Consider the following 12,714-nt stretch of genomic DNA (forward strand, 5'->3'; position numbering starts at 1 on the left):
ATTCAAGAATAATTACTGCGGTTGAACCATCCCGGGCGCATCGAGGTCGGCCTCGCTGTCGGCGTCGGCTGCGCCCTCGCGGGTGTCGACGGTGGTGTAGACCGACATGCCGGCGCGCAGCAGGTTCTGCTTTGCGACTTCCTTCGGCACGCGAATGCGAACCGGCAGCCGCTGCACGATCTTGGTGAAATTGCCGGTGGCGTTGTCCGGCGGCAGCAACGTGAACACCGATCCTGCCGCGGGTGAAATGCTGTCGACGACGCCAGCGAACTTGCGGTGACCGTAGGCGTCGACGGAGATCTTCACCGGCTGGCCGGGACGGATGCGCTTGAGCTGGGTTTCCTTGTAATTGGCGTCGATGAAGACGTCGTTGAGCGGCACCACATTGGCGAGCCGCTGCCCGGCCTGGATGAAATCGCCGGCATTGACGAGCCGATTGGAGAAGGTGCCGTCGACGGGCGCGCGCACCGAGGTAAAGGCAAGGTCGCGCTCTGCCTTGGCAAGCTGGGTCTGCAATTCCACGAGCTGCGCGCGCGCCTCGGCCTGCTGCGCCTTCGTCACCTCGACATTGTCGCGCGCGGCATCATAGGCAGCCTGCGCCGATTTCACCGCGGCGAGGCTCTGGTCGCGGCCGGCTTCTGAGACCTCGAAGGCGGCGCGTGAGGCAAAGCCCTTGATGCTCAGCGCCTGCTGGCGGTCGAAGTCGAGGCCTGCGCGCTTCATCGCCGCTTCCGCGGAAGCGAGCTGCGCCCTGGTCTGCTCGACGGCGCTTTCCAGCGCCGTGACCTGACGGCCGATACGGTCGATGGTGGCCTGCTGGGTCGCGATCTTGCTGCGCGCGGCTTCCACCGCGATGCGGTAGTCGCCGTCGTCGATCCTGAAGATCACGTCGCCGGCGCGAACGAGCGAATTGTCGCGGGGCAGGATAGCCGCGACATGGCCCGATACCCGGGCGCCCAGCGTGGTGTTGTTGGCGCGAACGTAAGCGTCGTCCGTCGAGACATAGAAACGCCCGACTAGGACGAAGTAGACGGCGTAACCGATCGCGGCCAGCGCGAGCAAGCCAAGCACAGCGATCATGACGAACTTGCGCTTGCCCGGTTTCGCGGCCGATGCATCGACGGACGCCGCGGCTGGCTTTTCAGGTGCGGGAGCACCGGGCGGCTCCGCGGGGCGACGCCTGGTTTCTTCCGCGATCTGGGACCGCAACTGATCGGCGAACTGAGAGCCGGCCTCGGGCGCGGCTTCATCCTGCGCCCCATCCGGTTCGGCGCGAACGACGCGTGCGGCCTGGTCTCTCGCTGCGGCCATTACCGGCCTCCCATTCAAATGTCGCGATGCATGAGGCCACAGAAACCGGCCGCAGTGGTGCCTTAAACTCAAAATATCATTGACCGAACGGTTCGGTCAAGCTAGGTTGCTACCATACCGATCATAAAGCGAGAAAAGACTTCCTGCTATATCCCGGGTTGAATTCCCACGGGAGAAGATAAACCAATGGTTGCACCCACGGCAAACACGATTCATCCCTTAGGCGAGGAGGACAGTTCGAAGCGCCGCCAGATTTTGGACGGCGCGCGAAAGGTGTTCATGGATCTGGGCTTTGATGGGGCCAGCATGAACGAGATCGCGCGGTCGGCCGGCGTCTCCAAAGGCACGCTTTACGTTTACTTCGCCGACAAGAGCCGGCTGTTCGAGGCCATCGTCGAGGACGATGCGCTCGAAAAAAGCAAGATTGCGTACAATCTCGATCCCAAACGCGATGTCGAAACCACGCTGCGCGAATTCGGCCGAACCTATATCGGTTCGATCTGCCGGCCGGGCGGCGGTTCGTCGATCCGTACGGTAATGGCAATCGCCGAGCGGATGCCGGAGGTCGGACGCCAGTTCTACGGGAACGTGCTGGCAAAGACGATCAACCGCCTCGCCGAATATCTGCAGGCGCATGTCCGATCGAACGATCTTGCGATCGACGATTGCGGCCTCGCCGCCGCGCAGTTCCTGCAGATGTGCCAGGCGACGCTGTTTCTGCCGTTCGTGTTTCAGGCCGAGCCGGCGCCATCGGCGGAGCGCATCGCGCGCGTGGTCGACAGCGCGACGCGGGTGTTTCTGGCGACCTATCGGACGAAGCCGGGGTAAGACCGGCCTCGCCTTTTCCGGACCAACCTAGAACCTGTACGTCGCGCTGCCCAGCACCGTGCGACCGATGCCGAAAAAGCAGTCGCCGCGCGCAAGGCACGTCGTAACATGGCGCTTGTCGGCAAGGTTGTTGGCATTGACCTGAAACCGCCATGGGCCGGTTTCGTAGCGGATCATCGCGTCGAACAGCGTGTAATCGGGCGTGCTAAGCGTGTCGGTGCCATCCCAGGACTCGCCGATGTAGCGCACGCCGCCGCCGATAGTCAGGCCCGGCAGGCCGAGTGTGGTGAGACGGTATTTTGCCCATAGCGAGGCCTGATGATCGGGAACGGTTTCGACACGCTTGCCGATATTGTCCCCGCTTTCCACCCGGGCATCGAGGTAGGAATAGGCGCCGATCAGATCGAGGTCTGGCGTCACGCGGCTGATCACCTCGAGTTCGGCGCCGCGAATCCGCACCTGGCCGGTCTGGACCGAGAACACGGAGCCACCGGGATCGCTCGCCAGCCGGTTCTTCTCGGTGGTGTCGAAGATCGCACCGTTGATCGCCGTGCCGGCAAGCGGATTGTACTTGAATCCGAGTTCCACCATTTCGCCCTGCTGCGCCTTGCAGGTACCGCCGACGCAGGCGGAGCCGAAGACCGGCGTAAACGACTGCGCATAGGTGACGTAGGGCGTCAGCCCGAACGGCAGTTCGTACATCAGTCCTGCGCGGCCGGTGGTCGCCTTGGTGTCCTCACTCGGCGATCCCTGCACATTGTTGCCGACGAAATCCTGACGAACGCCGAGAACGGCCAGCCACGGTCCGAGCCGCATCTGGTCCTGCGCATAAAGCCCAAGCTGGCTTTGCCGCAGGTCAGGCTCCGGCGAAAGCACTGGTGGGGTCAGAGCCGTATAGACCGGAGCGTAGAGGTCGAACGGCGTGGTGTCGTAGCCGTAGCCGGATCGCGCGCGCTCCTTGAGAACGCGGTAGTCGAGGCCGACCAGCGCCTTGTGGAGCACCGGGCCAGTGCCGAATTTCAGCTCGACATTGCTGTCCGAGGTCAAACTGTCCTTGCTGGTTTCGCGGCTGGAGATAAACCGCTCCACGGTGCGCCGCGTTGAATCGAGAAACGGAAAATTCGGATTTGGCGGATCGTACGGATCGCCATAGACGTTCGGATAGGCCAACCTGTAAATGCCTTCGACATGCGCGAAGCGAACGTTCTGCCGGATCTTCACGGCGTTGTTGACGCTATGCTCGAACAGGCTGGAGACCGCGCCGGTCTCGGTCTGGTACTTCTCGAAGTTCGGATCGCTGGCAAAGCGCCGCACCGGGATCAGGCCGTTCGGCCCGGGATACAGAGTGCCCTCATGCGGCAGGAATGCCGTGGAAACGCCGCTGTTGTCCTTCTGATAGGTGCCGAGTACGGTCCAGCTGGTGTTGTTGGTCGGCCGCCAGGTCAGCGATGGCGCCAGTACGATGCGATCATCAGGTACGTAATCGGTCTGCGTGCCGCTGTCGCGGAGCACGCCGATGAAGCGGTACAGCCACTCGCCGTCCTTGGTCAGCTTACCGGTCGAATCGAGTTGCACCTGCTTGCGGTTGAAGCTGCCATATTGCACGCCGACCTCGTTGAAGCTTTCCGCCTGCGGCCGCTTCGAGATCAGGTTCAACAGGCCGGCCGTCGAGGTGTCGCCATACAGCACTGACGCCGGCCCGCGCAGCACCTCGATGCGCGAAAGCGTGTAGGGTTCAGGCCGCCATTCGTTGAACTGCCACGTGTTCACCATCCGCGTGCCGTCGAGATAGATATTCGGATCCTGGCCGCGGATGCGCGGATAGTCTCCGCGCGAATCCGGGCCATAGGCGTCGGCGAACACGCCGGGCACGTAGCGCAGCGATTCCTGCACGGTGAGCGCGCCCTGGTCGGTGACGCGGTCGGCGGTGACCACCGTGATCGATTGCGGGGTCTCACGCAGCGGCGTGTCGGTCTTGGTGCCGGTGCCGCTCTGGTTGGCGAGATAGCCGCGCACCGGACCAGTCCCCGTTTCCGCGCGTGCGCCTGCGGCCGCTGCGGCATCTGAAGTCACCGCCCCGCGCTGGGCGGTGCGACGGCTCGCCGCCGACGCGGCTTGCCGTCTCGGTGCGGGACGCGAGCGCGCGGCCGGCGGACGTAAGGGCTGGTCGACCACGACGGCCGGCAATTCTCGCGCGGACGATTGCGCTTCCGCCGGTGTCACATCGATCATCGCAGCGAGCATCGGCAGCGCGGCGCCGAGCCAGCCCGCGGTCTTCAAGCATGCAGTCATTTCCAGTCCTCATCGCTTCGCGCGGGACCAGTAACAAGCGGGACTGCGGTGATGAAAGTGCACGAAGGATGAAACGGCGAGTGAATCACTAGTTTAGAATTAGTATTGGTCCAAGCGAACAACGCGGCAGTTGTGATGAATTAGCGATACGTGACTCTTGCGCGAGTACGCTGATGCGCCTTTATTGCCGCCATCGCATGAAACAACGAGCGAGCCATCCCCCACCATGCTGTGGCGCAGCAGCACGGTCGCGCTTCGCAAGGGCGCCAACAAAAAGGCCGTGGCGTAGGAACCAGAGTTCCACTGGATAGTTGATCCCCTCCTCGGAGGGGCATGGATGATGTCCGTAAAGAGCGCACTTTTTTGGATGACCGGCGTTCCGCTATCGATCATTCTGCTGCTCGCACTCTTCCTGCATCCCGGCTGACTCGTTCATTGGGGCGGCCGCGGGTGACCTGCTAGAATGGCGGGAACACCATTACCACACCCACGGGGTATTGATGACGACAGGCTGCCCATCCCTGATCGGTCTCTATCGCAAACTGCGCGACGCATGGTCGGCCGAGACGAGCAGCCAGTGGCGGTCCGACAATCCCGCGGCGGGGCAATGCTCGGTGACGGCGCTGGTGATCCAGGACGAACTCGGCGGCGCGATACTGAAGACGGACGTCAACGGCGCCTGGCAGCGGCGCGTCGATTTCACGATGAGCCAGTTCGACAGCCCAATCGGGTATGATGACCTGCCAAGCAACCGGCAGGAGGCGCTCGATGACACGTCCATGAAGCAATACGAATTGCTTCTCGAACGGATTCGATCGGGTCGACTGCCTTCGGAACCTGTCGCGCCTGTCCCGGACGCGATGCAGCGCGCCAGCGGTGCGGCGCAGAACCGGGACCCATCATCGCGCGGCAGATAGTGGGCCCCGGCTCTGCGGCGCACCACTTCGTGGTGCATCGCGTCTGGGGCATGGTAAGCGGCCGCGGTACGCCCCGGCGGCCGGCATGTCTTGACATTTTGTCTAATTTTGTCAAAATCGTCAAAATGAGCGCCCGTACCCGCATTCTCGATGCCGCGATGCTGGTGTTCCGCCGGCACGGCTTTCGGCGCTCGTCAATCGAGCAGGCCGCCGATGCTGCTGGGCTGACGCGACAGGCGCTCTATCACCACTTCAAATCCAAGGAAGCGCTGTTCCGCGCTGTCATCGAGCGGCTGCATGAGGAGGCGCTTGCCGCCGAGATCGCCGCAGCAAGCGCCGCGGAGAAGGCCGGCGGCAGCCTCGCCGATATTCTCGTCGCGTCCGTTTCCGCCAAGCTCGGACAGATGGCCGCTTCGCTCGACGGCTCGCCCCATGTCGAGGAGCTGTTCTCCGAACATCTGCTGCAGGCCCGCGACCTCTACCAGAAATATACCGCTCTCTATGCGGATCAGCTCGCCGCGACGATCACGCGCGTCTGCCGCAAGCAGGGCCTCGTTCTCAGCGCCGGCATGACGCCGCGCGAGCTTGCGCGATGCGTTGAGATGGCGGTCAACGGCACCAAGTCCGCCTACCCCGCGCTGCAGCCGCCCGGTGCCTTTCTGAAGGATCTGGAAATCATGCTGCGCACGCTGATCGCCGGGGCCATCGGCCCGGCGAAGCAGCCGCGCGCGGCCAAACCGAAGCCAGCCAAGAAATCTGACAAGAAACCCGACAAGAAATCCGCCCGCAAACCTGGAGATCGCAGATGAGCACCATGACGATCAACGGCAAGCTCGCTCCCCTCCCCGACGATCCCGATGCGCTGCTGGTCGACGTCGTGCGCGACGCGCTCGACCTCACCGGCACCAAGCTTGTGTGCGGGGCCGGCGTCTGCGGCGCCTGTACGGTGCTGGTCGACGGCGAGCCTGCCGTGAGTTGCCTGATGCCGGCGCGCACCGCCGCGGATCGAAGCGTGACCACGGTCGAAGGCATCGGCGCGGAAAAACTTCACCCGGTGCAGAAGGCCTTCATGGCGCACGACGCCCTGCAGTGCGGCTTCTGCACGCCGGGCTTCATCGTCGAGGCTGCGGCGTTCCACGATTCCTGGCGCGCGGCCAAGGGAACGGCGGTGCCCTCGCGCGAGGAGATCGGCGCGGCGCTGTCGGGGCATCTCTGCCGCTGCGGCGCCTATGACGGGATCTTTCGCGCCGTGGCGGATGCCTGCGCCGGCCGCTTCGACGGCGAGGCGTTCGTTCCGCCGCGCATGGAAGCGCGCGACAAGGTGACGGGATCGGCGAAGTATACCGTCGACATCCATCATGACGGACAGCTCGAAGGCGTGATCCTGCGCTCGCCGTTCGCGCATGCGCGCATCGGTGAGCTCGATCTCACCGCGGCGCGCGCCATGTCGGGTGTGAGCGCGGCGATCTCGCTGCTCGGCGACGACCGCATCGTCCGCTTCGTCGGCGAACCGATCGCGGCGGTCGCGGCCAGAGATCGCAAGACGGCGCTCGCCGCCATCGCTACCATCAAGCTCGTAAGCGAACGCCTGCCGTCGGTGATCGGGCTCGACGAAGCGCGCAGGGCCGATGCGCCCGTCGTGTTCGAAAAATCCACGCGCAAGAAGGCCGGCAACGTCTCCGAAGGCGCCGGTGCGCCGGCTTCCTGGAAAGGCAACATCCGTGGTCCCTCGTCGGCGTTTTCCAAGAAGCCGAAGAAGGTGCGAAGCTGGATCGACAGCGCGCGCGCGGCGAATAGCCCACTGCTGGTGGAGGGCACCTTCCGCACCGGCACGCAACAGCATGCCTGCCTCGAGCCGCATGCGGCGGTCGCGCGTTTCGACGGCGACCGGCTCACCGTGCATGTCTCGACGCAGGCAGTGTTTCACCTGATGGAGCTGATCGCCAAGCGCTACAAGCTCGACCACGACAAGGTGCGCGTGATTGCCGACCATGTCGGTGGCGGCTTTGGTTCAAAGGCCGCGCTTGGCGTGGAAACCACCACCGCAATCGAGCTGGCGCGCGAAGCCAAGGCGCCAGTGCGCATCGCCTACGATCGGCACGAAGAGCTTTCGGTCACCGGCTATCGACCGGCGGCGGAGATGAAGATCGCACTGCTGCCGTCCGACCAGGGTGAATTGAAAGCGCTTTCGTTCACCGCTTATGCCGATACAGGAGCTGCGACCAATTCAACCATCGCGGCACTTGCCCGCCTGATCTATCCGGCGGAAGGAAAGGAGCTCGCCGATTTCGACGTCATCAGCAATTTGCCGGCCGGTGCTCCTTTCCGCGGCCCCGGCGGGCCGCCGATGGCGTTTGCGCTGGAGCAGGCGATCGACGAAGCGGCGGTGCGCATGAACATCGATCCCATCGCGCTGCGTAAACGCTGGGATCCCGATCCCAACCGCCAGCGGCTCTACGATTGGGCTTCGAGCCTCGAGGTCTGGCGCAACCGCAAACCAGTCGCCGCGCAAAGCGGCCGTTATCGCCGCGGCGTCGGCGTCGCCACCGGCTACTGGCTCTATCTGTGGCAGCCCGGCTCGAAGGTCGAAGTAGCTGTGAAGGGCGGGCGTCTGATCGCGAGCACCGCGAGGCAGGATATCGGCACCGGCACCCGCACCGTGATCGCCAATACGCTCGCAGGCGAATTCGGGCTGGAGCCGCATGAGGTCGAGGTCCGGATCGGCGATTCAAAACTGCCGGAAGGGCCGGGTTCGGGCGGCAGCCGCGTGACGGCTTCGGTGATCCCGCCGATGCTGCTCGCCATCGAGCAGTTGAAAGCCGCAATCCAGCAAAGCGCGAAACGCCAACCGGTCCGCGGCTCCAACGCGCCGTGGCGCGAAATGCTGGCGGCCTCCCCTGACCTCAGCGTTTCCAGCGTGCGGCCGGAAGATTCCAGGCCGATGGCGCCGGGCATCCAGTCGCCGCTCAAGCAGGCCGGCTTCATGGGTTGGATCTTCGGCTGGATGATGCGCCGGTTTTCCAATCTTGCGATCGGTGCGGGCGTGCCGAGCTCAGTGCAGGTTGTCGAAGTCGAAATCGATACCTGGCTCGGCCATATCAGCGTCGTCAACGTTCACACCGGCATCGCGGTCGGCAAGATCGTGGCGCCAGCGCTGGCGCGAAGCCAGGCCACCGGCGCGGTCATTCAAGGCATCGGCTACGCGCTCTATGAAGCACGCGAGGTCGATTCCCGCACCGGCGACGTGCTCAGCGGCGGCATGGAGGACTATCGCATTCCCGGTATCGCCGACACGCCCATGATCGACGTGCATTTCGACCAGCGCGGATTCGATCATGTGCTCGGCGGCAGCGTCGGCATCGGCGAGGTCGCAACCGTGCCGACCTCGCCCGCGGTCGCCAATGCCATTCACCACGCGACCGGCGTTCGACTGACCGAACTGCCGATCCGCCCCGATCGTCTCATCGCCGCGCTCAAAGGGAGGGCCGCCGCATGACACCGACAGCCATGACCGCCACGCAAGCCGGCGAATTCCGCGCCGCTGGCACCGACCTCTCCGAGCGGCGCCGCAGCGGAGTCTCTAAGGGGCCGTTGATCGATATCTCAGCCACATCAGACACGATCGGGATGCATTGGGACACCGATGGCAGTTTGCGCATTGGTGCCTTCACTACCATTGGCGCCATCGCGGCCGATGCCCGCCTCGCTGCGGCCTATCCGGGCATCGCCGCATCCGCACAAGGATTGGCGACACCGCAGGTCCGTCACTTCGCCACCCTCGGCGGCAATCTCGCGCAACGTTCGCGCTGCTGGTATTTTCGCAATCCGCACATCGCCTGTCTCAGGAAGGGCGGACCGGATTGTCCCGCGCGGTCCGGCAATCATCTCTACCACGTCGCGTTCGACCTCGGCCCCTGCGTGGCGCCGCATCCCTCGACCATGGCGATGGCGCTGCTGGCCTATGATGCGAAAGTGATGACCGACCAGCGGAGCTCCCTGACGATCGGCGCGCTGCTCGGCGACGGCCGCAACGGCGGCTCCGACAACGCGCTGCAGCCGAGCGAGATGATCAAGAGCGTCGCACTTCCCTCACCGCTGCAAGGCGAGCGCGCGCTCTACAAGCGCGCGATCAGCCGCACCCATGCCGAATGGCCGCTGGTCGAAGTCTGCGCTCGCGCCGTGGTAAAGGACGGCACGTTTCAGTTCGTCCGCCTAGCCGCCGGCGGCATCGCCCCGGTGCCGCTGCGGCTTGCGGCTGCGGAAGCGGCGCTGCAGGGCAAGGAGGCCAGCGCAGCGAATATCGCTAGCGCCGCCGAGCAGGCGACGGCAGGCGCCAAGCCGCTGCCGATGACGGGCTACAAGCTCGATCTGCTGAAGGGCGTGGTGCGGGATTTGTTGGAGAAGATTGCAGAGTGAGCGTGAAGATCTCGTAGGATGGGTAGAGCGAAGCGAAACCCATCGTTACGCTTGTCGGCATTGATGGGTATCGCGGAGTTTATTATCGGGCCGGCCAAAGGCCGGACCCGTTGGCTCCACCCATCCTACGCCTTGGCAATTCGCTCAACGCTAATGATGATGATCCTCGTACTCGTCTTCCTCGTTGACCTTGCTGTTGCCCCTGAACCAGCGGGAGATCGATTTCTTGGCTCCGAGCGATCCCGTCGAATAGGGATCGCGTGACGCGTAAGGGTTACGCTGGGCGCGCGCGGCGACCTGTTCGCCTGATACCGCGGCGGGCTGACAGATGGTGCGGCGGGAGGGGCGGCGCATCAAGTCGACGTGAATGTGATCCTCGTGGTGGGAGTTGGAGCCCGGCGCGAGCACGGTGTTGAACTGCTGGCAGGCGGCCGCCTGCACGTCGCGCAGAAAGCCCTGCTCTTCCGGCACACCGCGCCAGCCGCCCTTCACGGTGATGCGCCTGCCGTCGGCGAGCGTGAAGGCTGCGATGTCGAGCGCATTGCCGAACGCGTGCTCGGAAATATGCGCATGCGGATTGCCATTCATGCCGCGGCAGGAATAGGCCGAGATCTGCTTGATCTCGACGACGCGCACGCCGAACCAGCGCATTGCCGCCGGCTGCACGGAATCGGTGAGCCAGCGGTCGAGCGCGGAGACGATCGGACATGCCAGCGTCGCCGTCGGCTTCATCGAGACCTGACCGAAGGCGCTGACGGCATTGCCTTGCGGAGGCCCGAGCCGTGGCGCAGCCGGCGATGGCGGATAGGATGGCGGCGCATACGGCGCAGAAGACGGCGCGGTGTACCGGTCGCGCGGCGGATAGGATGGTGGCGCCGCGTAACCGCCGCCGTGCGGCGTCGGCACCCCTTCGGGCGGCAGATCGATATCATCCTGCTGCGAGGCGACACCCGGCGCAGAGAGCGAGATCAGACCGTTCGACGGCGCCGCATAGTTCGGCTGGCGCGGCGCCGGATAGTTTCCTGAATGGCTCCCGGGATAGTTTCCAGAATAGTTCCCAGAATGGTTGACTTGGGGCGGAGCTGCCGCCGGGGCGCGCGCGATCGGCCAGCGCGGCTGATGGCCGATGTTGGCGGGCGGCCGCAGGCTTTCGTCGGCAAAGCCGAAAGAGGTGATGTTTTCGCCGAGCGCCGCCACTTTCAGCGGGTATTCTGCGCCGCACACGCCGGGACCGGAGATCGGATCGATCCGGACCAGCTCTGGGCTCTCCTTGACCGCGCCGGACTTCAGGCAAGCGATCTCGGCCTCGGTACGCCACGGTTCGCGCTCGGCGGACTGAAAAAATCCGCGGCCACAACCCGCAAGCGAGACGAGGACGAAGGAGCCGACGAGATACAAACGAACTCCGCGCGTCATCCCGCGCACGTTCAACCAATTTATTTAAAGACTCTTCAACATGTTGATTTAACGAATTTTTTACCACGTTGCCGGGCTGCCGGCCGTCGAGAGTCCGTGGATGGACAGCGGCGCTGACTTTTTGGGCCGGGAACGCTTTGCTAACCTTAAGTGTTAGGTGCGGGCAGACGTGAACCCAGGGAGCCTTCCCAATGGATTTCGTAAGTCCTCTCGTCAGCAGACTTGGCGTTGTAGCTGCGTATGTTGCAATTGCCTTCGTCGGCGCGATTGTGCTTGGCGTGTTCTAGACTACTACCCGTCCAGACAATGGACCCGAACGCCTGGTGGCCAAGTCACCGGGCGTTTTCGCGAGCCATTCATGAGCGCGGCTCGGCGGATACCATCGTCAGGCTGTCGGCGCGGCGCCGATACGGCTCCAATTGTTGCCGGAGCAGTAGAAGCGGAGAAGCGCGCAGGCCTCGACGCGAAGCGTATCGACCCCCTTCATTGACATCGTGCCGTAATACGTCTCGCCGCTATCCTGACTGTAGACGCCGCCGGTCCATTGCCTTTCCGTCTTCGGCTTCATGTTGATCAGAATAGCCTCACCCTTCTCGTTCGACGATGAGTTGAGCACATAGCCGCACAGCGCGCTGCCGCATTTTCCGATCCGCACCCTTCCCTTGCCTTCCGTCTGCCAGTCGCCGATCGGCGAATCCGATGGCTCTTGCGCGGCGCGGACGCGAGACGTGTTCGGCCTGTAGCGCAGGCTGGACAGTTTCGGACGGCTTCGCAGGCGGGGGCGGCGGCGGCAATGGAATCGAAACCTGCTGAGCCGGCGGGGGCGCGGGCGGCGGAGTTGGCGGCGGCGCCGCGACGATTTGCGTCATCGATGCCGCCGGGGTGTAGACGGCCGGCGGGGGCGCGGCGACGATGGCCTTGGGCGGCGCCGCAGGCGGCACAGGCGGCGAAACCGTCTGTGGTGCAGGCTTCGCCGGCATGGACCTATCGCGATCATCGTCGTGGCGGTCGCGCTTGTGGCGCCAGTTGAGGCTTCTGGAGACCGACATCGAGGCACAGGACGTCGAACGGCAATGCCTGGAGGATTCGATGTGCACCCGATGGCTGCCGATCTTGAATGAAATCGCGCCGGCATGGGCTGAAGAACCAAGCAGCATCAGCACGGCGAGAAAACAAATCTGTTTCATCGAAGCCTCCCGCGGATGATCGCGGAAAATTAGTCGCCGGGAACTTCGGCTGGATGTGATTTGAATCACCGAGCCACTTCGGCGCTGCCTAGATGTGAGCTTTCAGGAGGTTGTCCATTCGGCCCTGACCGAGGAAGCTGAGGTTGCTGAAGCTTCAGATTCTGAGGGGAGAACCGAATGGACACCCATAAGAATGCGCCTCTGACACCGAAAGGTCGAGAGGCGATGGCGCGGAGCGTAGTCGACGGCGGGCTGAGCAAGGCCGCGGCCGGCCGTCAGTTCAACACCACAGCGAAGACGGTCGCCAAATGGGTCGAACGCTTCCGCGCGGAAGGTGTCGATGGTTT

Annotated in this window: 11 protein-coding genes; 7 read left to right on the forward strand and 4 right to left on the reverse strand. The window is 64.2% G+C overall.

The window, feature by feature from the left end; all coding sequences use genetic code 11:
- Nucleotides 1-12: 12 nt before the first annotated feature.
- Nucleotides 13-1,311, reverse strand: coding sequence for an HlyD family secretion protein (locus YUO_RS0128885; RefSeq protein WP_028350396.1), 1,299 nt, complete (start codon nt 1,309-1,311; stop codon nt 13-15).
- 186 nt (nt 1,312-1,497) lie between these two features.
- Between YUO_RS0128885 and YUO_RS0128890 the strand changes: the two genes are divergently transcribed.
- Nucleotides 1,498-2,139, forward strand: a complete 642-nt coding sequence (locus YUO_RS0128890) for a TetR/AcrR family transcriptional regulator (RefSeq protein ID WP_028350397.1) — start codon at nt 1,498-1,500, stop codon at nt 2,137-2,139.
- A 27-nt stretch (nt 2,140-2,166) separates the two neighbouring features.
- Here the strand turns inward: YUO_RS0128890 and YUO_RS0128895 are convergent, their stop codons facing one another.
- A complete protein-coding gene (locus YUO_RS0128895; protein ID WP_083754756.1) occupies nt 2,167-4,431 on the reverse strand; it encodes a TonB-dependent siderophore receptor in 2,265 nt (754 codons plus the stop codon).
- A gap of 500 nt (nt 4,432-4,931) precedes the next feature.
- Between YUO_RS0128895 and YUO_RS42005 the strand changes: the two genes are divergently transcribed.
- The 4 genes from YUO_RS42005 to YUO_RS0128920 all read left to right on the forward strand — a co-directional run bounded on the left by YUO_RS42005 (nt 4,932) and on the right by YUO_RS0128920 (nt 9,764).
- The gene (locus YUO_RS42005; RefSeq protein ID WP_051379696.1) at nt 4,932-5,348 is read left to right on the forward strand and encodes a YunG family protein; all 417 of its coding nucleotides are present in this window, start codon (nt 4,932-4,934) and stop codon (nt 5,346-5,348) included.
- Between the two features lie 125 nt (nt 5,349-5,473).
- Nucleotides 5,474-6,157, forward strand: a complete 684-nt coding sequence (locus YUO_RS0128910; RefSeq protein WP_028350399.1) for a TetR/AcrR family transcriptional regulator — start codon at nt 5,474-5,476, stop codon at nt 6,155-6,157.
- Complete coding sequence (locus YUO_RS0128915) at nt 6,154-8,844, forward strand: molybdopterin-dependent oxidoreductase (protein WP_028350400.1); 2,691 nt, start codon at nt 6,154-6,156, stop codon at nt 8,842-8,844. Before YUO_RS0128910 ends, YUO_RS0128915 begins: the two co-directional genes overlap by 4 nt.
- Nucleotides 8,841-9,764, forward strand: a complete 924-nt coding sequence (locus YUO_RS0128920) for an FAD binding domain-containing protein (protein ID WP_028350401.1) — start codon at nt 8,841-8,843, stop codon at nt 9,762-9,764. Before YUO_RS0128915 ends, YUO_RS0128920 begins: the two co-directional genes overlap by 4 nt.
- Nucleotides 9,765-9,914: 150 nt before the next feature.
- Here YUO_RS0128920 and YUO_RS0128925 read toward each other — a convergent pair whose 3' ends face one another.
- Both YUO_RS0128925 and YUO_RS45130 read right to left on the reverse strand, forming a co-directional pair.
- The gene (locus YUO_RS0128925) at nt 9,915-11,180 is read right to left on the reverse strand and encodes an extensin-like domain-containing protein (RefSeq protein WP_028350402.1); all 1,266 of its coding nucleotides are present in this window, start codon (nt 11,178-11,180) and stop codon (nt 9,915-9,917) included.
- Nucleotides 11,181-11,565: 385 nt separating this feature from the next.
- A complete protein-coding gene (locus tag YUO_RS45130) occupies nt 11,566-11,955 on the reverse strand; it encodes a DUF2147 domain-containing protein (protein WP_083754757.1) in 390 nt (129 codons plus the stop codon).
- Nucleotides 11,956-12,092: 137 nt separating this feature from the next.
- On the opposite strand from YUO_RS45130, the gene YUO_RS45135 reads away from it, so the two are divergent.
- Nucleotides 12,093-12,386: a hypothetical protein gene (locus tag YUO_RS45135; RefSeq protein ID WP_083754758.1), complete on the forward strand. Its 294-nt coding sequence runs from the start codon at nt 12,093-12,095 to the stop codon at nt 12,384-12,386.
- A 158-nt stretch (nt 12,387-12,544) separates the two neighbouring features.
- Nucleotides 12,545-12,714, forward strand: a 170-nt coding sequence (locus YUO_RS45140) for a helix-turn-helix domain-containing protein (protein ID WP_156908806.1), incomplete at its 3' end; no start/stop codon positions are given.

This window comes from Bradyrhizobium murdochi (assembly GCF_000472965.1).
GTDB lineage: Bacteria > Pseudomonadota > Alphaproteobacteria > Rhizobiales > Xanthobacteraceae > Bradyrhizobium > Bradyrhizobium murdochi.

Coding starts and splice junctions, on each gene's coding strand:
- YUO_RS0128925 (WP_028350402.1), bottom strand. CDS start 11,180: ATGACGCGCGGAGTTCGTTTGTATCTCGTCGGCTCCTTCGTCCTCGTC.
- YUO_RS0128895 (WP_083754756.1), bottom strand. CDS start 4,431: ATGACTGCATGCTTGAAGACCGCGGGCTGGCTCGGCGCCGCGCTGCCG.
- YUO_RS42005 (WP_051379696.1), top strand. CDS start 4,932: ATGACGACAGGCTGCCCATCCCTGATCGGTCTCTATCGCAAACTGCGC.
- YUO_RS0128910 (WP_028350399.1), top strand. CDS start 5,474: ATGAGCGCCCGTACCCGCATTCTCGATGCCGCGATGCTGGTGTTCCGC.
- YUO_RS0128915 (WP_028350400.1), top strand. CDS start 6,154: ATGAGCACCATGACGATCAACGGCAAGCTCGCTCCCCTCCCCGACGAT.
- YUO_RS0128890 (WP_028350397.1), top strand. CDS start 1,498: ATGGTTGCACCCACGGCAAACACGATTCATCCCTTAGGCGAGGAGGAC.
- YUO_RS45135 (WP_083754758.1), top strand. CDS start 12,093: ATGGCCTTGGGCGGCGCCGCAGGCGGCACAGGCGGCGAAACCGTCTGT.
- YUO_RS0128920 (WP_028350401.1), top strand. CDS start 8,841: ATGACACCGACAGCCATGACCGCCACGCAAGCCGGCGAATTCCGCGCC.
- YUO_RS0128885 (WP_028350396.1), bottom strand. CDS start 1,311: ATGGCCGCAGCGAGAGACCAGGCCGCACGCGTCGTTCGCGCCGAACCG.